At 66.2% G+C, this 19,346-nt stretch carries 16 protein-coding genes, 2 pseudogenes and 1 riboswitch; of the genes and pseudogenes, 8 read left to right on the forward strand and 10 right to left on the reverse strand.

Annotation, left to right across the window (positions count from 1 at the left end; all coding sequences use genetic code 11):
* Positions 1–255: 255 nt before the first annotated feature.
* The 4 genes and pseudogenes from MFF62_RS06115 to MFF62_RS06130 form a co-directional block, all read left to right on the forward strand.
* A pseudogene (locus MFF62_RS06115) lies at positions 256–393 on the forward strand (porin); the annotation flags it as partial.
* 13 nt (positions 394–406) lie between these two features.
* Positions 407–829: pseudogene (locus MFF62_RS06120) on the forward strand (MaoC family dehydratase N-terminal domain-containing protein).
* A 15-nt stretch (positions 830–844) separates the two neighbouring features.
* Positions 845–1,261, forward strand: coding sequence for a MaoC family dehydratase (locus MFF62_RS06125; RefSeq protein ID WP_238261245.1), 417 nt, complete (start codon positions 845–847; stop codon positions 1,259–1,261).
* Positions 1,262–1,292: 31 nt separating this feature from the next.
* The gene (locus tag MFF62_RS06130; RefSeq protein WP_238261248.1) at positions 1,293–2,111 is read left to right on the forward strand and encodes an SDR family NAD(P)-dependent oxidoreductase; all 819 of its coding nucleotides are present in this window, start codon (positions 1,293–1,295) and stop codon (positions 2,109–2,111) included.
* A gap of 69 nt (positions 2,112–2,180) precedes the next feature.
* Here MFF62_RS06130 and MFF62_RS06135 read toward each other — a convergent pair whose 3' ends face one another.
* From MFF62_RS06135 to MFF62_RS06145, 3 genes are all read right to left on the reverse strand, one after another.
* Positions 2,181–4,460 carry a TonB-dependent receptor gene (locus MFF62_RS06135; RefSeq protein ID WP_309295901.1) on the reverse strand — a complete coding sequence of 760 codons (2,280 nt, stop codon included), beginning with the start codon at positions 4,458–4,460 and terminating at the stop codon, positions 2,181–2,183.
* Positions 4,446–4,691, reverse strand: a riboswitch (cobalamin riboswitch). It overlaps the preceding gene by 15 nt.
* A 95-nt stretch (positions 4,692–4,786) precedes the next feature.
* Entirely contained in the window at positions 4,787–6,478 is a 1,692-nt protein-coding gene (locus MFF62_RS06140) for an FAD-dependent oxidoreductase (RefSeq protein WP_238261250.1), read from the reverse strand.
* Between the two features lie 137 nt (positions 6,479–6,615).
* Positions 6,616–7,581, reverse strand: coding sequence for a LysR family transcriptional regulator (locus MFF62_RS06145; protein WP_238261252.1), 966 nt, complete (start codon positions 7,579–7,581; stop codon positions 6,616–6,618).
* Between the two features lie 133 nt (positions 7,582–7,714).
* Here MFF62_RS06145 and MFF62_RS06150 point away from each other — a divergent pair, with 133 nt between their 5' ends.
* The 3 genes from MFF62_RS06150 to MFF62_RS06160 are packed head-to-tail and all read left to right on the forward strand — an operon-like array spanning position 7,715 to position 10,681.
* Positions 7,715–8,689, forward strand: a complete 975-nt coding sequence (locus tag MFF62_RS06150) for a Bug family tripartite tricarboxylate transporter substrate binding protein (protein WP_238261254.1) — start codon at positions 7,715–7,717, stop codon at positions 8,687–8,689.
* A 16-nt stretch (positions 8,690–8,705) separates the two neighbouring features.
* The gene (locus MFF62_RS06155; RefSeq protein WP_238261256.1) at positions 8,706–9,902 is read left to right on the forward strand and encodes a CaiB/BaiF CoA transferase family protein; all 1,197 of its coding nucleotides are present in this window, start codon (positions 8,706–8,708) and stop codon (positions 9,900–9,902) included.
* An 11-nt stretch (positions 9,903–9,913) separates the two neighbouring features.
* Positions 9,914–10,681, forward strand: coding sequence for an enoyl-CoA hydratase/isomerase family protein (locus MFF62_RS06160; protein ID WP_238261258.1), 768 nt, complete (start codon positions 9,914–9,916; stop codon positions 10,679–10,681).
* A gap of 24 nt (positions 10,682–10,705) precedes the next feature.
* On the opposite strand, the gene MFF62_RS06165 is transcribed toward MFF62_RS06160, so the two are convergent.
* The 5 genes from MFF62_RS06165 to MFF62_RS06185 all read right to left on the reverse strand — a co-directional run bounded on the left by MFF62_RS06165 (position 10,706) and on the right by MFF62_RS06185 (position 15,434).
* Positions 10,706–11,629, reverse strand: coding sequence for an SMP-30/gluconolactonase/LRE family protein (locus MFF62_RS06165; RefSeq protein WP_238261260.1), 924 nt, complete (start codon positions 11,627–11,629; stop codon positions 10,706–10,708).
* A gap of 61 nt (positions 11,630–11,690) precedes the next feature.
* Positions 11,691–12,662 carry a Bug family tripartite tricarboxylate transporter substrate binding protein gene (locus MFF62_RS06170; protein WP_238261262.1) on the reverse strand — a complete coding sequence of 324 codons (972 nt, stop codon included), beginning with the start codon at positions 12,660–12,662 and terminating at the stop codon, positions 11,691–11,693.
* A gap of 99 nt (positions 12,663–12,761) precedes the next feature.
* Positions 12,762–13,703, reverse strand: coding sequence for an NAD(P)-dependent oxidoreductase (locus MFF62_RS06175; RefSeq protein WP_238261264.1), 942 nt, complete (start codon positions 13,701–13,703; stop codon positions 12,762–12,764).
* Complete coding sequence (locus MFF62_RS06180) at positions 13,700–14,398, reverse strand: RraA family protein (RefSeq protein WP_238261265.1); 699 nt, start codon at positions 14,396–14,398, stop codon at positions 13,700–13,702. The genes MFF62_RS06175 and MFF62_RS06180 overlap by 4 nt, the downstream gene beginning before the upstream one ends.
* Before the next feature lie 73 nt (positions 14,399–14,471).
* Positions 14,472–15,434: a tripartite tricarboxylate transporter substrate binding protein gene (locus MFF62_RS06185; protein ID WP_238261267.1), complete on the reverse strand. Its 963-nt coding sequence runs from the start codon at positions 15,432–15,434 to the stop codon at positions 14,472–14,474.
* Between the two features lie 163 nt (positions 15,435–15,597).
* Here MFF62_RS06185 and MFF62_RS06190 point away from each other — a divergent pair, with 163 nt between their 5' ends.
* Positions 15,598–16,326 (forward strand): IclR family transcriptional regulator, encoded by a 729-nt coding sequence (locus tag MFF62_RS06190; RefSeq protein ID WP_238261269.1) that lies wholly within the window; start codon positions 15,598–15,600, stop codon positions 16,324–16,326.
* Between the two features lie 16 nt (positions 16,327–16,342).
* Here MFF62_RS06190 and MFF62_RS06195 read toward each other — a convergent pair whose 3' ends face one another.
* Both MFF62_RS06195 and MFF62_RS06200 read right to left on the reverse strand, forming a co-directional pair.
* Complete coding sequence (locus MFF62_RS06195) at positions 16,343–17,146, reverse strand: alpha/beta fold hydrolase (RefSeq protein WP_238261271.1); 804 nt, start codon at positions 17,144–17,146, stop codon at positions 16,343–16,345.
* A gap of 62 nt (positions 17,147–17,208) precedes the next feature.
* The gene (locus MFF62_RS06200; protein WP_238261273.1) at positions 17,209–19,305 is read right to left on the reverse strand and encodes an acetate--CoA ligase family protein; all 2,097 of its coding nucleotides are present in this window, start codon (positions 19,303–19,305) and stop codon (positions 17,209–17,211) included.
* Between the last annotated feature and the right edge of the window lie 41 nt (positions 19,306–19,346).

Genomic DNA, 19,346 nt, shown 5'->3' on the forward strand with positions numbered 1-19,346 from the left:
CACGCGTTGATCCATGAGTGACACTTCCTTCCATGGCATGGCAGGTCTCCAAAAAGACACTGCCGGCCAGTCTAGACGTGTTACCCATGTTCCCGAACGGGTGTTACCTATGTTCCCGGTCTGTACACTCAGGAAGGGGGCCCGCCCTTCTCCGTACGGCTCTAATTCGACCACCCCACAGCCATCCGAATAACAGGCTGGCATGGGTGCCGATCTGATCGCCCGATCACAAGACCTATACGGAGAAGACAGAGCATGAGGAAGCAGCTTTTCGCGCTGGCGGCACTGGCCGCGGCCAGCGCCGAGTCGCACGCGCAGTCCAGCGTCACGCTGTATGGCGTGATCGACGGGTCCATCGAATACGTGAACCGCGTGGCCGCTTCGGCCGCGACGCGACGAGAAACATATCGGCAAGGTCATCGCCGACTTCCGCACCACGGCGCCGGCCAACCAGTTGTGATTCTTCGCCAAGGCCACCGGCGAGACGCGCGTGATCTACACCGACGATTCCGCCGCGCGCGACGCCGGATTCCGCGGGCTGCCGCTGCCGCCCACGTTCCTGTTTTCGCTGGAGTTGGCCAACCCGCCCAGCGGCTGGCGCGAGGATCTGGGCATCGTGACCGAGCGCATCCTGCATGGCGAGCAATCGTTCACCTACCACCGTATGGCGTATGCCGGCGACGTGCTGCACTTTCGCACCACCATCGTCGACATCTACGACAAGAAGAACGGCGCGCTGGAGTTCGTGGTGCGCGAGACGCAGGTGCGCAACCAGGACGACGAGCACGTGGCGGACCTGCGCAGCGTGCTGGTGCAGCGCAACGCCTAGGCCGGAGACATATCAATGAGCTTTCCAACGTACCAACAGATCCAGGTGGGCGACACGCTGCCGCCGCTGACGCTGACCCCGGTCGACCGTACCACGCTGGCGCTGTTTGCCGGCGCGTCGAACGACCACAACGCCATCCTTATCGACATCGACTATGCGCGCCGCGCCGGCATGCCGGACGTCTTTGCGCACGGCATGTTGTCGATGGCCTGGCTGGGCCGCCTGCTGACGCAATGGGTGGACCAGCGCCAGCTCCGTGAATTCGGCGTGCGCTTTGTCGGCATCACGCACCTGGGCCACCGCATCACATGTACCGGCCGCGTGGTCGAGAAATACGAAGCCAATGGCGAGCAGCGCGTAAAGCTGGAACTTCGCACGGCGAACCAGTACGGCGAAACAAGAATCCTGGGCGACGCCGTCGTCGCCCTGTAAGCCCCAAACCAATACCAAAGGAGTGGAAGATATGGGAGCACTGGAAGGCAAGGTGGCGCTGGTCACCGGATCGGGGCGCGGCATCGGCAACGCCATCGCCATGCGGCTGGCACGTGAAGGTGCGCGCCTGGTCATCAACGACCTGGACGCCGAGCCGGCGCACGAAACCGTGAAAACGCTGCGAGACATGGGCGTGGACGCCGTGGCGTGCGTGGGCAACGTGGCCGCGCCGGACTTCGCGGACCGCTTCGTGGGTGCGGCCATGAGCGAGTTCAAGGGCATCGACATCATCGTGAACAACGCCGGCTTTACCTGGGACGACGTGGTGCAAAAGATGAGCGACGAGCAGTGGTACGCGATCCTGGACTGCCACATGACGGCACCGTTCCGCATCCCGCGCGCGGCCTACCCGCACCTGAAGGCACTGCACGCCGCCGACAAGGAAGCCGGCCGCGAGGTGTACCGCAAGATCGTCAATATCTCGTCGACGTCGGCGCTGAACGGCAATGCGGGACAGATCAACTACTCGGGCGCCAAGGCCGGTGTGATTGGCATGACGCGCGCCATGGCTCGCGAATGGGGCCGCTTCAACGTCAACGTCAACGCCGTGGCGTTCGGCCTGATCCGCACGCGGATGACCTCGGCCGACGCCAAGGCAGGTGTCACCGTCAACATCGAGGGACGCGACATTCGCGTGGGCCTGAACCCCGAGATGCTGAAGACCCACGCCCAGCCCACTGGCCGTCGCGGCACGCCCGAGGAAGCCGCCGGTGGCGTCTACCTGTACTGCTCGCCCGACTCGAACTACATCACGGGCCAGACCATCGCCGTAGCCGGTAACCTGCAGTAACTCGCGGGATGCCGAAGCCGCCCGGGCCCGTTATGCGGACCTGGGCGGCTTCGGCTTGGGGAGCAAGACTCAGAAGTAGAAGTTGGCCGACAGCTCCGCCGAACGCGGGCGGCCCAGCAGCCATTGCTGGCCACCGTTCGAGAACGATTCGGCGTAGTCGCGGTTGAACAGGTTGTAGACCCGCAGCGTCAGCGCGGCCTGCTTCGACACACGCCACGACAGCGCGGTATCGACCGTCGTATAGCTCGGCACGCGTACCTTGTTCGCCGTGTCGGCGTAGCGGCCACCCACGTAGCGCAGGCCCGCGCCGAACGTCCACTGCGGGATGAAGTTCCAGGTCAGCCACGCGTTGGCCGCCTGCTGCGGCACGCTGGTCGGCACATTGCCGGCGCGCGATACCAGCACGCCGCCCACCGATTCGTTGAAATCGTCATAGCGCGCACGCAGCACCGTGCCGTTCACATCCAGGCGCAGCCCGCGCACCACTTCCACACTAGCCGACGCCTCCAGCCCACGCGACGACTGCTCGCCCACCTGCTGGGTAATGGTCGGATTGGCCGGGTCGCGCGAGAGGAGGTCGTTCTTGCGGATCTCGTAGGCCGCGAACGTCCATTCGCCACGATTGCCCCAGAACACCTGCTTCACGCCCACTTCCACCTGCTTGCCGGTGGCCAGATTGAAATTGCGCTGCGCGTCGGACGTGGTGATCAGCGCGCCCAGCGGATCGGTGGCCGTGGCGTACTGCGCATAGACCGACAGGCTCGGCGTGAACTGGTACACCGTGCCCACGCGCCACGTGGTGTTGGCGAAGGTCTTTTCCCAGCCGGCATTCGACAGCAGGTCGGTGCGGTACAGCGTGGCGTGGTCAAAACGCACCCCGCCGATAACCGACCACTGCGGCGTGAACGCAATGCGGTGCTCGCCGAACAGTGCGTACTGCGTGGTATTGGTGCGGAAGCGCGGCGACGTGACAATGCCCGGCGGGCTGAAGAACAGGCCCGGATCGAAGTTGTACGCATTGACCGTCGACGATCCGCCATACGGCGAGTTGTTCGAATGCGTGAAGTTGATCTTGTTGATGTCGAAGCCGACCGTCGTGGCGTTGTCCATCCCGAACAGGCGGCTCTTGACCGTCATGTCCGCGCGGTTGCCCACCTGTTCCTGGTCGTGCAGGATTTCGAGATAGTCGGTGCGGCGCACCTGCGAGGTAGCGGGCAAGAACGAGTATGTCTCGCTGTCGCGCCAATGGCGATGGCTGGTCAGGTAATAGAACTGGTTGCGCACCGTGACGCGGTCGTTGGGCGTCCATTCGGCGTTCAGGCGCGTCCAGCGGTCGCGGTAGCTGATTTGCGCGTCGCCGACGTTGTAGTTCTTCTTGCGCAGCGAGGTGTCCAGGCTGCCGTTGACCAGCGGCGTGCCCAGGTATTGCTGCGGATGCTGGGTGCCGTCGTCATAGGACAGCGCCAGGTTGAAGTCCGGGTTGATATCCAGCCGTACGGACGCCGACACCATCAGGTTGTTCGAATCGCCGCGATCGACCCAGCCGGCCGAGCGGTTGTAGGCCGTGGCGAAGCGGTACGACAGGTTGTCATTGACCTTGCCGCCGCTGTCGAACGCCACGCGCGCGGTCTTCTCGGTGCCGCCGGTGATCTGGAGTTCGTTCTCGATGGGCCCGCGGATCGGCTTCTTCTGCACCACGTTGACCACGCCGCCGATGGCGCCTTCGCCATACATCACCGACGCCGGGCCGCGCAGCACTTCGATACGATCCACGGACCAGGTATCGAACGGGAACGTGACCGTGCCCGATGCCACGTACATGCGCGTACCGTCGAGCAGTTGCATGACCGAGCCCTGCCCCGCGAACCCGCGCGCCGCCAGCGAGGTGCCGCCGTTGCCGGGTGCCGGGTTGGCCGTGATGCCGGTGGCGCGGGTCACCGCCTCGCGCACGGACTGGTCGCCGCGCGCACGGATCGTCTCGCCGCTGAGCACTTCCACGCTGGCCGGCGTTTCCAGCGGCGTCAGGCCCAGCCGGCTGCCGGTGTATTCGGGCTTCGACAGGGTCAGGCCAGGCTGGGCGGCCTCGCTGACCGTGACGGCCGGCAAGCTCGTGTGCCGGGATTCCGATGCCGACTCCTGGGCCAGTACCCAAGGCATGTTGAAACTGGCGACGGTGCCGACGGAGGCCACCAGCACACGCGAGCGTCGTCCACGCGCGGGACGCAGCAAGGGCTGATGGGATTGGAAAGTTTGGGCCGTGCGCGGGCGGCCAGCGGTATGCGCGGACAGGTTGTATTTCATCGTGAAGCCGAGCGACCCCGCCCGGGCAATGAGAGTCGATGATGACAACAGGCCGGTATCCGGGCTTGCAGGCTGGAGGCTTCCGCCTCCGGGACACCATCGCCTTCCCGCGCCGGCAAATGCCGTTGCGCAGTGACTGTCAATCCCGAACCGGGGATCGACCTGATGGGTCCTGAACCAGCTTACCGTTGCGGGGGCAGCACAGGCTGGCCGAGGGTCGGCATTCCTGTTTCCCGTTTAACCAATGGGATCTTCCATCGGCACCTGCATCACGTACGGCACGCAAGAGGGTGCGTGCCGCGGGCGCATTCTACGCGTAACACACTGTCAGCGGCCCGATACGTGGCAGAAACAACAGTGCGGCATTCGGCCGCTCAGCGGCTGGCGGCGTCGGCCATCGCCAGGTACTCGTGGATCTGGGCGATCACGGCGGCCCCTTCGCCAATCGCGCCGCCGACACGCTTGACCGATCCCGAGCGGACATCGCCCACGGCGAATACGCCGGGGACGCAGGTTTCCAGGGCCGAGGGCTGACGCTCGTCGGAACCCTTGTGGCCCAGGTCCGGCCCGGTGAGCACAAACCCGGACCGGTCGGTGTGCACGCCGCATTCGGCCAGCCACGACGTTTCCGGTTCGGCGCCGACGAAGAGGAACACGTTCCTGAGGGACTTCTTCTCGGTGGCCCCGCTGTGACGGTCTTGCCAGGTGACGCCCACCAGCCCGTTGCAATCGCCCTTGTGCAACTCCACGATTTCGGTGAAGGGCCGTATCTCGATGTTGTGGGCGGCCGCGATCCGGTCGATCAGATACCGCGACATGCTGGCCTTGAGCCCTGCCCCGCGCACCAGCACATGCACCTTCGACGCATGCTGGGACAGAAACACCGCCGCCTGTCCCGCCGAATTGCCGCCGCCGACCAGCGCCACTTCCGCTTGGGCGCACATTCTTGCCTCGATGGCCGAGGCCCAGTACCACACGCCGCGCCCTTCATAGTCCGACAGCGTAGGCACCTCGGGGCGACGATATCTCGCACCGCTGGCAATCACGACGACGCGCGTGCGCAGCCACCGGCCATCGGTCAACTGAATCCGCAACGCGTGGTCACCCCCGTCGCGCACGCAATCAAGCCTGCGAACCTCGGCCGGGATCAGGATCTCCGCGCCGAACTTCTCGGCCTGCACATGCGCGCGCCCGGTCAGCGCCGCACCCGATATGCCCGTGGGAAAGCCCAGGTAGTTCTCGATCCGCGCGCTGGCGCCGGCCTGCCCGCCATACGCGCGCCGATCCAGCACCACCACGTGCAATCCTTCGGACGCCGCATACACCGCCGTCGCCAAGCCCGCCGGGCCCGCGCCCACTACCGCCACGTCGAAGGTCTCGTGCCGTTCCTCGGTATCAACCATGCCCATGCAGCGGGCCAGCGCTGCTTCGCTGGGGTTGACCAGCACCGAGCCGTCGGGACACACCGCCACCGGCTCGCTGGGCGCCGCGCCATACTCCTCGATCAGCGCCGCCGCAGCGGCATCGTCGCGCGCGTCGAGCACGCGGTACGGCTCTCCGTTGCTGCGCAGGAATCCCTCAAGCCGCAGCAGGTCGGCCGACCCGACGCGGCCAATCAGCACCGGCCCGCTGGCGGCCCACTCGATCAGCGAGACGCGCCGCAGGATCAGGGCGCGGATCAACCGCTCGCCGAGATCGGCTTCGGCCACGATCAGCGCGCGCAGTTGCCGGGGCGGTACCAGCAGCGCTTCCACACGCCCCACGGCCACCGCGTCGACGAGTGACGGCTTGCCGGACATCGAACCCAGTTCGGCCGCAAAGTCGCCGCGTCCAAACTGGACGATGGGCCGCGCGTTGCCCAGGCCGTCGCGCTGGATGATGGCGACGGTACCGTTCAGGATCAGGAACATGCCGGGCGTGCGCACGCCGGTGGTCTGCAGATGCACGCCGGACTCAAACGTCTGCCGCGTGCCGAAGCGCAGCATGCGCTCGATCTCTGCCTCCGTGATCTGCGGATACATCTGATGGCGCCGCGAAGTCATTGTGCTGGGGGCGTCGCTTGTCATCGTATGGACTCCAGTGCGGGTTGCCGGTCGGCCGTCCGCAAACGGACGGGACGCTTAGACCTGTTAGGAGTTGGTAGCCCATCGATGGACGCAAGGCAAGGCGTTCCCGCATGCCGCAAGCGGGAAGCAACGCGTGGCTATGCAGCGCCCGCGTTGAACCGGTGCACTGGCCACTGCCCGCTCTCGACCAGCCTGCGGGTGATCGCCAGCAGGCATTGCCATACCGTCGTCACGGCCAGAGAGGCCGGCAGCGCAGCGGCCCGGCACAGGTACACCTGGCGCGTAATGCCGGCTTCGGCGATCTGGCCGCACGATACGATTCCGGCACGCCATTCCTCCTGCACCGAGGCGTGCGACAGGATCGTAAAGCCGGCGCCCGCCGCTGCCAGGGCGATGAGCTCCGGGATCGCGTTCACCTCGGCAATGACTTGCAGCGCGGTGTCATGGGACGCACTGAAGCGGTCGATGAGGCTGCGCAAGCCATGCAGGCCGGCGGGGAGGATCAGCGGATATTGGCTTAACCCGGAGAACGGCACGCTGATCGCGGAATCGATGCCGCCCGAGCCGCATGCGGACAGCATGCCCGGTGGCCCGACCAGCAGCAGCAGCTCTTCGAGCACACGATCGGCGCGCAACCCCGGGTCCGGGGTCCCGCCGAATGTCATGCCGATATCCAGGTGGCCGGTCAGCAGCCCTTGCGGGATGTACCCCGTGCTCTGCTCGATGATCTGCAGGTCGATCCCGGGCCATTCAGCACAGACCTCCTTCACCAGCGGCACGGTCAGCAGCTTTGCCAGCGACTGCGGCAAGCCCACGGCCACCCTGCCCTGCGGCTGCTTGATTGCCGTCCTGACTTCCTCGTAGGCAACATCCACCCGCTTCAGGATATCGATCGCGTGCGCCCGCAGCAGCTCGCCGGCCGCCGTCGTCACCACGCCCCGGGGCGTGCGTTCCAGCAGCGCGGCACCAAACTCCTCCTCGAGGTTCTTCATCTGCAGGCTCAGCGCGGGCTGGGCGATGTGCAGGCGCTCGGCCGCCCGGGAAATCGAGCCGGCGGCGCACACCGTGACGAATCCCCGCAGGGTTCGAAGTTCAAGCGGCATGGGCATCCCTCACCAATTCATCCACTAGTTCATCCATCAATCCATATCGAAATCTTATATCGGCTATCCGAAACCTGTCTTGTACTTATATCACGCCTCTCGGCATCCTGTTCGCAAATCACAGGAGACAAGGATGAATCCGATACGACGCACCCTGGTGCTGGGAGCGGCCGCCGCCATGGTGGCCGGCCCCGTTTTCGCGGCCGACTGGCCGAGCAAGCCGGTACGGATCGTGGTGCCCTTCGCCGCCGGCGGGCCTACCGACTTCATCGCGCGTCTGCTGGCCACGGCCTTGTCCCGCGAACTGGGACAGCCGGTGGTCATCGACAATCGCCCCGGCGCCAGCGGCAATATTGGCGCCCAGCATGTGCTCGACAGCGGCGCCGACGGCTACACGCTCCTGCACAACACCGTGGCCATGCAGGCCGTGAATCCGTTGATGTACCCGCACGCGCGTTTCCAGCCAGGCCGCGATTTCGTGCCCATCGCCACGACGGGCTCCATGCCAAACGTGCTGGTCGTGCACCCCGACAAGCTCGGCGCCAGCACGCTTGCGGACCTGGTCCGCTTGGGCAAAGCCAAGTCCGATGCCCTGACCTACGCCACGTTTGGCGCCGGCACGTCACCGCATATCTACGGGGCGCTACTCCAGAAGGCGGCGGGATTTCACGCGGTGGCCGTGCCGTACAAGGGCAGCTCTCCCGCGCTGACCGACGTGATGGCCGGCCAGGTGGATTTCGTCTTCGACTCGTTCACCACCTGTATCGGGCAGATCCAGGGCGGCAAGCTGAAGGCCCTGGCAATCACGGCGTCGCAGCGATCCCCGATGCTGCCCGATGTGCCGACCTTGAAGGAGGCGGGCTATCCCAGCGTCGACCTGAAGTTCTGGTTCTCGTTGCAGGCATCTGCGCAGACGCCCAAGCCAGTGGTCGACCGCCTGCGCGCGGCCGCGGCCAAGGCAGTCAACGACCCCGAATACGTCGCCGCGCTGCGCAACCGTGGCGCCGAACCGATGCCGACACGCCCCGACCAGCTCGTCGACTTTGTCCGCCACGACACCGAGCGCTGGACCAAAGTGGCGCGCGGACTCGGCATCCAGCCGGAATGAACAAGGAAAGCAAGCGATGCAACCACTGAAAGGCATTCGGGTCCTGGACCTGAGCAAGGTCCTGGCCGGCCCGCTTTGCGGCCAATACCTGGGCGAACTGGGCGCCGACGTCATCAAGGTCGAGCCGCCTGGGTTTGGCGACGACACGCGCGGCTGGCTGCCGCAGGACGCGGGCCAGTCCGCCGTGTTCATGGCGGTCAACCACAACAAGCGCAGTATTGCGGTGGATCTCAAGACCGAAGCCGGCCAGCGCATCGTGCAGCAACTGGCGGCCGATGCCGATGTCGTGCTGCAGGGCTTTGGCGGCGGCACCGCGGCAAAGCTCGGTGTGGACCATGCAACGCTGTCTGCCCTGAATCCACGACTGATCTATTGCGAAATCTCGGGCTACGGCCGCGATGGCCCGCTGGGCAACGAACCTGGCTACGATGTCATGCTGCAGGCGTTCAGCGGCATGATCAGCACGATGGGCGACCCCGGCGGCAAGTTCGCGCGCGCCAGCTTTTCGCCGGTCGATATCGGAACGGGGATGCATGCGCTTAGCGGCATCCTGGCCGCCCTGCTGGAACGGCACAACACCGGCACGGGCACCTATCTCGAAGTGGCGCTCATGGAGACCGCGCTCGGCTTCATGGGATACATGGCGCAGAACTTCTGGCGCAGCGGCAAGGTGCCGGAACGGATGGGCACCGCGCATCCGTCGATGTCTCCCTACCAGGCGTTCGAGACGGCCGACGGCCCGCTGATGCTTGGTGTTGGCAATGACGCCCAATGGAAACGCTTCTGCGCCGTCGCCGGCCTGGAGGAATGGGTCGATCACCCGGACTTTGCCACCAATGCCGCGCGGGTCCGGAACTTCGCCCGTACCGTGGCCCTGGTGCAGTCGCGCCTGGCGACCCAGCCCCTGGCTTACTGGCTGGAACAGCTCCGGCGCATCGGCGTGCCTTGCTCCCCGATCCAGACCCTGGACCAGGCGCTGGCGCACCCACAGGTAAAAGCCCGCCAGTTGATCGTGGAAACAGAACATCCGGTGCTGGGCACCGTGTCGAATGTCGGCCTGCCTATCCGCTTTCGCCGCGAAGCGCGCCAGGCAAGCCGCCACGCGCCGCTGCTGGGCGAACACACCGACGACATCCTGCGCGAAGCGGGCTTCACCCCGGAACAGATCGACGGCATGCACCGTGCCGGTACGGTTACCCGCGCCAATCCATGATGCAAACGCCCATGTCCCTGGTTACCTACACCGTCCGCGACCACGTCGCCGAAATCCTGCTCGACAACGCGCCGGTCAATGCGCTGACCGTACCGATGGTCGATGCGCTGATAAAAGCCCTCGATCGCGCCGCCTCCGACGAGGCAGTGCGCGCGGTCATCATTGCCAGCGCCGTGCCAAACCGCTTCTGCGCAGGGCTCGATATCGCAGCCCTGCAGGGCGCGTCGTCCGACACCGTTCACACGCTGCTGGACAAGCTCTACGTCCAGCTTTCGGAGGCCCAGCACCGCCTGGGCAAGCCGTCTATCGCGGCGGTAAGCGGCGCGGCGCGCGGCGGCGGCATGACCCTGGCGATTTCCTGCGACCTGATCGTGGCCGCCGACGATGCCAGCTTCGGCTATCCGGAGATCGATGTCGGCATGCTGCCCGCCATTCACTTCACGCACCTGCCGCGCATCGTCGGACGCCACGTCGCCTTCGATCTGCTCTTCACCGGCCGCTCTTTTGCCGCGCACGAAGCGCAGGCGCTGCACCTGGTCAACCGGGTCGTTCCGCCAGGACAGGTACTCGAAGCAGCGCGGTCGCTGGCTGCCACGCTGGCCGCCAAGTCGCCGTCGGCCATGCGCATCGGCCGGGCCGCGTTCCACCGGGCGGCCGACAGCGACTACCGTCGCGGCGTGTGGTACGCGGTGGATACGTTCTGCCGCGTCGCGGCGACCGACGATGCACGCGAAGGCATCGCGGCGTTCGTGGAAAAGAGGCGGCCAGTCTGGGGGTAGAGGCAGAGGCGAACAGGGGGGCCGTCACGCCCCGCGCCCGCCATGCACCGGCGCCCCACCCTGCTCCATCCGTGCGCTCAGGATCGTGCCGGTGGTCGATTCGGTCATCAGCAGGGTCTTGCCGTCCGGGCCGCCGAAGCAGAGGTTGGTCAGCGACGCGCCCACCGGAGTGCGGATCACCTCGACCGGCTCGGCGCGGTGGCTGAGCACCCAGACGTACCCCAGCCCGGGATTGGCCACCAGCAGGCAACCGTCGGCGCGCATCGTCAGGCCGTCGGGGCCGCTCGGGCCGTACGACGTGAAGAACTGCCCGACCTTGCTGACCGAGCCATCGGCTTGCAGGGGCACGCGCCACACGCAATTGCCGCGTGTCATGGCCACGTACAGCACGCGCTCGTCGGGCGACAGCACTAGGCCGTTCGGGCTTGGCGCGTTGGTCAGCAGCGCATCGAGCCGGCCGTCCGGCGACAGGCGATAGACGCGGCCCGTGGGATCGTGCATGCCGGTCTGGCCCTGATCAGTGAAGTACAGGTTGCCTGCCGCGTCGAAGGTCAGGTCGTTGACGCCGCGAAAGCGTTCCGAATTCCGGCGTTCCAGAAGCGGGGTGACCGTGCCGGTGCGGGCATCGAGCCGCATCAGGCCGTTGCGGTAGTCGGTGATCAGGAAGTCGCCGTCGGCCATGCGCTTCATGCCGTTGGGCTCGCCGTCGTACTCGGCCACCAGTTCCCAGTCGCCCTGCATCGACACGCGGAAAACACGGCCGTAGGGAATGTCGGTCACCCAGAGGTGGCCATCTGACCAGACCGGGCCTTCGAGGAACGAATCGGTGACGGCCCCGCCGCGATTGGCGCGCGACCAGGCGTTGTCCCGATCCTGCCGGCGAAACGAGTCCGGCAGCCTTGAAAGTACCGTGGCATCACGTACGACAGGTGGCTGAAGCAGCAGCATGATGAGTTCCGCGAGGTGATTGGCGTGGTTATACCCGTGGTTAAACCTGTGGTTAAACCCTTTACTGCCGCTCGATATTGGCCTTCTGCGCGACGGGTGCCCACTGTGCGGTCTCGCGCTGGATCAGCTGCGCAAAGGCGGGGCTGTCCAGATTGCCCGGCTGCGAACCCATCTGCGCCAGGAAGTCCTTCATGTCGGGTGCCTGGAGCGCCTTGTGGATTTCGGCCTGCAGGCGGGCGATAACGTCCTGGGGCGTGCCCTTCGGCGCAGCCAGGCCCGACCAGTTGAACAGGCTGAAGGCCGGCACGCCGGCTTCGGCAAACGTGGGCACGTTCGGAAACACCGCGACCCGGCTCTTGCCGCTGATGCCCAGCAGGCGCATCTGGTTGCCCTTGACCGGCGCGAGCGCGGTGGGCGTGGACACCACCAGCAGGTCAACGCTGCCGCCCAGCAGGCCAATCATCGCTTCGCCAGCCCCCTTGTATGGCACGTGCATCAGCTTGATGCCCGCCGCCTGCTGGAAAGCCTCGGCCGCAAAATGCGGCGAGCTGCCCGGGCCACCAGTGCCGAACGTCACCTCGCCCGGATGCGCCTTGGCATAGCTGACGAGCGAGGCCAGGTCCTTGAAGCGCGAATCGGCCTTGACGCCAAGCACCACCGGCGAGAATGCGAACGGTGCGATGGGCACCAGCGCGGTCTGGTGGTCCCAGTTCAGTTTCTTGAAGACGTAGGGCAGCGTGGTGTACGAGTTGTCGTTGGCCAGCAGCGTGTAGCCATCGGCGGGCGCGTTGACCACCTGCGTGGTGCCGATCGTGCCGGACGCACCGGGCTTGTTCTCCACGACAAAGCTCTGGCTCGTCTGCACGGTGAGCTTCTGCGCGATCTTGCGCGTCACTACGTCGACGGCGCCGCCCGGTGGATTGGGTACGACAATGCGCACGGGCTTGTCGGGATAGGCGGCAAGCGCGGGGGTGGCTGCCACGCCCAGCAGCGTGGCGACGATGGCAAACAGAGGTACGGCACGATCCAACATTGTGGTCTCCTGCAGTCGCGGTGGCGGAGGCCCGGTCACGCGGTCATTGCGCCGGACCTGCCCCACGACGATTTTCAATTCATTCTTGCTTCAATCCATTCAAGCCGGAATTGCGGCGGCCTGCAGTACTGCGATCACGTTCTTCGCGGCGCCCACGCCCATGTTCACGTAGGCCGCGTCGCTGACGCCGCCAATGTGCGGCGAGAGGATCAGGTTCGGCACCTGCTGAAACGGATGCGGCACGGGCATCGGTTCCACCGCAAAGCTGTCCAATCCGGCTGCGTACAGCTTGCCGCTCGCCAACGCCTCGGCCAGTGCGGGTTCGTCGATCAGCCCGCCGCGTGCGGTGTTGACCAGGATGGCGCCATCCTTGAACGTCGCCAGCGTTTCCCGGTTCAGCATGCCGCGGCTTTCTTCGGTCAGCGGGCAATGCAACGAGACCACATCCGACTCGCGGTATAGCTGCGCCAGGTCCACCAGCGTCACACCTTCGGGCGCCGACTTTGCGAACGGATCGAACGCGATCACTTGCATGCCCAGCGCCACGCCCGTGGCTGCCGCACGGCGTCCAATCTCGCCCAGGCCCACCACACCAAGCGTACGGCTGTTCAGTTCGATGGTCCTGTGCGTCGACTTGTCCCAATGGCCCGCGCGCATGCGGTCGTTCAGTTGTGGCACCGCTTTCGCGCAGGCCAGGATCAGCGCCCAGGCATGCTCGGCCACCGCTGCCGCATTGGCGCCGACGGCTGCCTTGACGGCAATGCCGCGCTCGGCCGCGGCCTTCTGGTCGATCACGTCGATGCCGCTGCCGTGCTTGGAGATGACCTTCAGCGACGGTGCGGCGTCCATCACGGACGGGCCGATCTTGCCGTAGCGAACGATGATGGCGACGGGGTCCTTTTCCTGCGCCAGCGCCACGACGGTGTCTTCACTGCATTGCTTGCCGGCAAAGCAGACCTCGAAGTCCGCGAGCAGCGCTAGCGCCTGCGGCGCGAGGTCGTTGCCGGTGACCAGCACGACGGGTTTCTTCACGGTGCTCACAGCGATTCACCCTCGGCCAGCACGCCGGCCGCGCGCAACTCTTTGTCCAGCCAGCCCGGACGCAGGTCGCCGGCCTTGATCGCGGCAATGCGCTTGGCTTCGGCATCCACCTTCTTCTGCGCCAGTTCGAGGATCGCGGGCACGTCTTCGCGCGGGATGACCACCACGCCGTCTGCATCGCCGACGATCAGGTCGCCCGGATTGACTGCCACGCCAGCGACCGAGGCCGGCCAGTTCACCAGGCCGCCGATGGCCTTGGTGGGGCCGCACGGGTTGGTGCCGGCCGAGAACACCGGGAACGCGCCCTGCGCAAGTTCGTGCGAATCGCGCACCGCGGCGTCGATCACAAAGCCTGACAGGCCCGATTCCTGCGCCTGCGTGGCCATGATTTCGCCGCACAGCGCGGCGGTCTGGTCGCCCTTGCCGTCCACCACGATGACATCGCCCGGCTTGGCGATGGCCAGGCCCACGTGGAACATCAGGTTGTCGCCGGGACGCACTTCGATGGTCAATGCCGGGCCGCACACCTTCATGGCCGGCGACAGGCCCTGGACGCGTGCATTCAGCGTGCCGCGACGGCCCACCACGTCCGCCAGGATGGCGGCCTGGAAGTGCGATGCACGCTCGACCAGTTCAGGCGAAACGCGCTCGAAATCGCGACGGATCGCGGGGGATGCTTTGGCTTGGGTGCTCATGTGCTGCTCCAGATATGACGGTCGAACAAGGGGGCGTAACAAAGGGGACAAAAAAAGGGGCTGCCGGCGGATCTCACTTCGCGGAAGCGATCTTCCAGAGGCTTTCGAACTTGCCGCGCTGCGTGGCCATGTGCTGGGTCCATGCCGCGCCAGACAGATAGGAGATGCCGCGCACCTCGTTGACGGCGCGGGCCAGGAATTCGGGGTCCTTGGTTGTGGCTTCGATGGCGTCCTGCAGGCGCCGCGCCACGTCCGGCGGCAAGCCGCGCGGCGCCGCGAAGCCGCGTTCCGACGAAATCACGATGTCCAGCTTCTGCTCCCGGGCCGTCGGCACATCCGCCACCAGGCCGGGACGGCGTTCGTTGCCCAGCTGGGCCAGCGCCTTGACGTCCTTCGATGCACGATCGGCTTCGGTGTACTCCGTGGTGCTCATCGCCATCAGGTCGATGTGGTGGCCTAGCAGGCTGGTCTTGGTCTGCGACGTGCCGGCGAACGGGATGTGGTTGACCTTGGCGCCGGTGGCCTGCTGCAGCGCCAGTGCGGCCATGTGGCCGTTCGTGCCAATGCCGTTGCTGCCCATCGACAAACCCTCGGGATTGGCCTTGAGCTGCTTCACCACGTCTGCCATCGATGCCAGCTTGCTGTCGCCGGCCACCACGAACATGGCCGGATCGTCGATCACGCGTGCCAGCGGCACGATGGCGGCCACGTCGTACTTCGGCTTGCGCTGGATGGGAATCGTCAGCAGCGAAGGCGTGGACACGATGCCGATCGTGTAGCCGTCGGCCGCCGCACGCGACAGCGACGAATAGGCAATCTCGCCCGATGCGCCCGGCTTGTTCACGACGATGATTCGGGCCTTGCCGCCCAGGTGCTTCTGCAGGTAAGGCGCCATCGCACGGGCCAGCAGGTCGGTTCCGCCGCCGGCCGCAAAACCGACATACACCTCGATCGGCCGGTCATCCGGCCACGCGGCGTGCGCGGACATCGCGGTGGTTGCCAGTGCGGCTAGCAAGAGGGATCGGGCTGCGTGCATCGTTGTCTCCGTTTTGTCGCGTTGTACGATGTACAACTGCGTTTCATTACTGTGAGACAACTATAGTCGGATACAGTCCTCGCTCCACTTGTCGTTTACCCGTGTACGCTACAAAATATCGTTGTACACAGTACAATGCCTAAAACGTGGACAGGATCGAACAATGAGTAATCACGGGGTAGCCGCCGTCGAGAAGGCGCTCGGTTTGCTGGACTGCTTCCGGCTCGGCGCCGAGATCCAGTCGCTCGCGCAGCTTTCCAGCACCTCCGGCATGCACAAGACCACCGTTTTCCGGCTGCTGAATTCGCTGGAGCGGATGAGCTATGTGGTGCGCACCGCCGATGGCCGGTATGCGCTGGGGCCGCGCGTGCTCTACCTGGGCAAGCTTTACGAGCAATCTTTCCAGTTGGGATCGGTCATCGAACCGGTGCTGCAGGAACTGGCGCTGGCCACCAGGGAAAGCGCGTCGTACTACGTGCTGCACGGCGACGAGCAGCGCATGTGCCTGTACCGCGCCGAGCCCAGCGAAGGATTGCGGGAGACCCGCCTGCCGGGCACCATCCTGCCGCTGGACGACACCGCAATCGGGTCCGTACTCAAGTATTGGGGCAAGGCAGAGGAATCGGCGCGGCGAGACGAACCGCTGCCGTGGTTCACCTCTGGCGTGCGGGACGTCTACACCGCGGCATTTGCGACGCCATTGTTCGGCGCCGGCGACAAGTTCATGGCGTCGCTCACGCTATCCGGACCGGCCACGCGCCTGCAGGCAGCGGATCGCGGCGAGATTGCCCGCGTGCAACTAGTGGCGGCTGCCAAGTTGTCCAGGCTGCTCGGCGCGAGTTCGGCGTGGTGCGAGAAGGTCTACAGCACCGGCAACTACGTCCACGACTGAATCCCCTGCTCGCCAATCAACCGCCTTCGGCAAACCACCGCAACAGCAACTGATTGACTTCAGCCGGACGCTCGTATTGCACCCAGTGTCCGGCGCCAGGCACCAGGCACCATTCCCGATTCGGCGAGTCGCCCGCGATCTGCTGCGCCGCGTCGACGGGATGGGCCGTGACGTCGTGCTCGCCCCAGATCAGCAGCGTGGGGCCCTGGTAGCTGTCGAGGGCCGGCTCCAACAGCGGGCCGCGCGAGATGGCCTTGCTGCGAAACCGCGTGGCAAGGCAACTCTGCTCATGCACGCGCAGCGCGAGCGGGTCGATGTTTGCCGCGTCGTGGAGCATCAGCACGGCGAGATTGTGCCGCAATCCATCCAGCATCTGCGTGCGGTCTTCGCTGCGCCATTCGATCATTTCGGTCTGCTGGCGCCGCTTGCCGCCGTGCCCCGCCGACCCCAGCAGGGCCAGCTTGCCGATGTTCGGCAACGCCGCCGCCAGGCGCGCGGCCACGAGACCGCCAAACGAAAAGCCCGCCAGACCGAAATCGTCGGCGGTGCCAAACCAGTCTTCGAGACTGCGCGCAACCGCCTCGACCAGCCGCTCCAGGCGATCGGCGGCGCGCGGATCGCCGTCGAGCGCTGCGGAGTCGCCAAACCCAGGCAGGTCCGGCAACAAGAGCGTGTGCTGCCGGCTCAGCGCCTCGATATTACGCACCCAGTGCAGCCAGCTACCGTGACCGCCATGGATCAGCACCAGCGGCGTCCCCCTGCCGATTTCGCGCCAGACAATCTCCGTGGGGCCCGAGCGGTCCCTGCGGAGCGTGGTCATCGCGCCAAGCCGGCCGAGGATCGCGTCCGGGCCAGCCGTGGAAGTCGCCGCCGGTTTCATCGTCAGGCCTGCAGCACCAGTGCATCCACCGCCAGCACGCCCTGGCCTTCCGGCAGCACCATGAGCGGGTTGACCTCGGCTTCGGCAATGCGCAGGTCCGGCTTCACAGCGAGCTGCGACAGCGCGGATACGGCCTTCGCCAGCGCTTCGAGATCGCCCTTCTGCTTGCCACGCAGCCCGGAAACCGTCTTCAGCGCCTTCACCTCGGCGATCATGTCGCGCGCCACGTCAACCGTCACCGGCGCCAGGCGGATGCTGCGGTCGCGCGCCACTTCGGCCCAGATGCCGCCTGCCGCAAGCATCACAATCGGCCCGGCTTCCGGATCGACGCGATAGCCGACCAGCACTTCGGTCAAACCCTTCGTCATCGGCTGGACCAGCACTTCGTCGCAGCGCTTGTCGGCCGCACGCTCGCGCAGGTTGTCGCGCAGCGTCGACAAGGCCGATTCCAGTTCGCGCTGGTTCTGGATGCCCAGCACTACGCCGCCGACTTCGGTCTTGTGCAGAATCTCGGGCGAGCACACCTTGGCGACGACCGGGAAGGCAAACGGCAGCGTGCTGGCCGGACCCGCCAGCGGCATGGTCACTGCCGGCGCGTGCGGAACACCCAGCCGATCCAGTACGGCGTAGGCCTGTGCTTCGCTCAGCGGCTTGGCACTGCTCAAGTCTCCGGCGTCCAGCGGTTGCTGGCCCGGCGCGCGGCGCGCGAACAGCGACGCAATGGCATCGGCGCAGGCCTCGGGCGAGCGGAAGCAAGGCACGCCGGCCTCCGTCAGTGAACGCAGCGCTTCGGGGGCATCGGGCACCAGCATCGCCGCCAGCGGTTTGCTGCTGGATGCACTGTCGATGATCGGCTTGACCGCCAGGTGCGGCTGGAAGCGTGCGGACGACCCCACCACGGCCAGCACGACGTCGAATTCCGGCGCGTCGAACATGATGTCGAGCGCGCCCTTCATGACGTTGTAGTTCGTACCGGCCAGCGTCAGGTCCAGCACCCGGCCCGGCGACACGCCAATGCCGGCGGCCTCGAACCTGGCCAGCGTCTCCGCCGACACCGGCTCGACGACCACGTCGCGGATGCCGAGCTGGTCCACCGCCATTGCCGCACCGCCGCCGGTGGTCGTCACCACGCCCACGCGGCGAAGCGAAGAATCCCGGGTCGGCAGCGGAATGCGCTTGGCCAGCGGGAAGGTCTCCAGCAATGCCTCAAGGATGCCAACGCGGGCGATGCCCAGGTCCTTGAGGAAGGCATCGGCAATGTCATCCTCACCGGCGAGCGCGCCGGTGTGCGTGGCGGCCATCTCCGCAGCCGCAGCCGACCGGCCCAACTTGTAGGCAATGACCGGCTTGCCACGCTTGGCCGCTTCCACGGCAAAGGCACGCAGTTGATCGCCATGGTGCAGGGTTTCCAGGAACAGCAGGTAACCCTCGATCGAAGGATCGTCGAGCGTGGCCGAGCAGATCTCGCCAACGCACAGGTCCGCCTCGCCGCCGACCGACACGAGCCCGGCAAACCCTACCCCGCGCGCCTTGCCGCGCGAGACCAGCGCGCCGATCATGCTGCCGCTGTGCGATGCCACGAACACCTTGCCGCGCGGCAATTCCGGTTCGGCAAACGCGGCATTGGCGGTCAACACCAGTCCCGCGCCGGGATTGATCACGCCCAGGCTGCTGGGCCCCAGCACGCGGATGCCGGTCTCCTTCGCCAGCACGCGCAGCGCCTGCTCGCGCGCCGCGCCTTCCGGCCCCGATTCCGAGAATCCGCTGGCCAGGATGGTGACTACCTTCACGCCCAGCCGCGCGCATTCGGCCACCGCTTCGAGCACAGTGCTGGTCGGGGTCAGGATGAAGACGTGCTCCGGCACCTCGGGCAGCGCTGCCAGGCTCGCGTAGGCCGTCTCGCCCTGCACCGTCTCGCGGTTCGGGTTGATCGGATAGATCCGGCCCTGGAAACCCGCCGCGCGCAGGAACTTCAGCGGCCGGCCGGCGGTTTTTCCGGCATCGTCCGACGCGCCATACAGCGCCACGCTGGCTGGGGCCAGCAGCGCCTGGGCCAAGGTTGCGTCTGCGCGGGTGGAGGCGGGAGCGGAAGTATTCATGGTCAATCCAGTGTCTCGTGTGTCGTTATCGCGTGGTTATC

The sequence above is a fragment of the Cupriavidus pauculus genome (genome assembly GCF_022179805.1).
Taxonomy (GTDB): domain Bacteria; phylum Pseudomonadota; class Gammaproteobacteria; order Burkholderiales; family Burkholderiaceae; genus Cupriavidus; species Cupriavidus pauculus_E.

Excerpts from the sequence above, each read along its gene's own strand:
- MFF62_RS06125 (WP_238261245.1), top strand. The coding sequence starts at position 845 with ATGAGCTTTCCAACGTACCAACAGATCCAGGTGGGCGACACGCTGCCG.
- MFF62_RS06130 (WP_238261248.1), top strand. The coding sequence starts at position 1,293 with ATGGGAGCACTGGAAGGCAAGGTGGCGCTGGTCACCGGATCGGGGCGC.
- MFF62_RS06140 (WP_238261250.1), bottom strand. The coding sequence starts at position 6,478 with ATGACAAGCGACGCCCCCAGCACAATGACTTCGCGGCGCCATCAGATG.
- MFF62_RS06145 (WP_238261252.1), bottom strand. The coding sequence starts at position 7,581 with ATGCCGCTTGAACTTCGAACCCTGCGGGGATTCGTCACGGTGTGCGCC.
- MFF62_RS06150 (WP_238261254.1), top strand. The coding sequence starts at position 7,715 with ATGAATCCGATACGACGCACCCTGGTGCTGGGAGCGGCCGCCGCCATG.
- MFF62_RS06155 (WP_238261256.1), top strand. The coding sequence starts at position 8,706 with ATGCAACCACTGAAAGGCATTCGGGTCCTGGACCTGAGCAAGGTCCTG.
- MFF62_RS06160 (WP_238261258.1), top strand. The coding sequence starts at position 9,914 with ATGTCCCTGGTTACCTACACCGTCCGCGACCACGTCGCCGAAATCCTG.
- MFF62_RS06165 (WP_238261260.1), bottom strand. The coding sequence starts at position 11,629 with ATGCTGCTGCTTCAGCCACCTGTCGTACGTGATGCCACGGTACTTTCA.
- MFF62_RS06170 (WP_238261262.1), bottom strand. The coding sequence starts at position 12,662 with ATGTTGGATCGTGCCGTACCTCTGTTTGCCATCGTCGCCACGCTGCTG.
- MFF62_RS06180 (WP_238261265.1), bottom strand. The coding sequence starts at position 14,398 with ATGAGCACCCAAGCCAAAGCATCCCCCGCGATCCGTCGCGATTTCGAG.
- MFF62_RS06185 (WP_238261267.1), bottom strand. The coding sequence starts at position 15,434 with ATGCACGCAGCCCGATCCCTCTTGCTAGCCGCACTGGCAACCACCGCG.
- MFF62_RS06190 (WP_238261269.1), top strand. The coding sequence starts at position 15,598 with ATGAGTAATCACGGGGTAGCCGCCGTCGAGAAGGCGCTCGGTTTGCTG.
- MFF62_RS06195 (WP_238261271.1), bottom strand. The coding sequence starts at position 17,146 with ATGACCACGCTCCGCAGGGACCGCTCGGGCCCCACGGAGATTGTCTGG.
- MFF62_RS06200 (WP_238261273.1), bottom strand. The coding sequence starts at position 19,305 with ATGAATACTTCCGCTCCCGCCTCCACCCGCGCAGACGCAACCTTGGCC.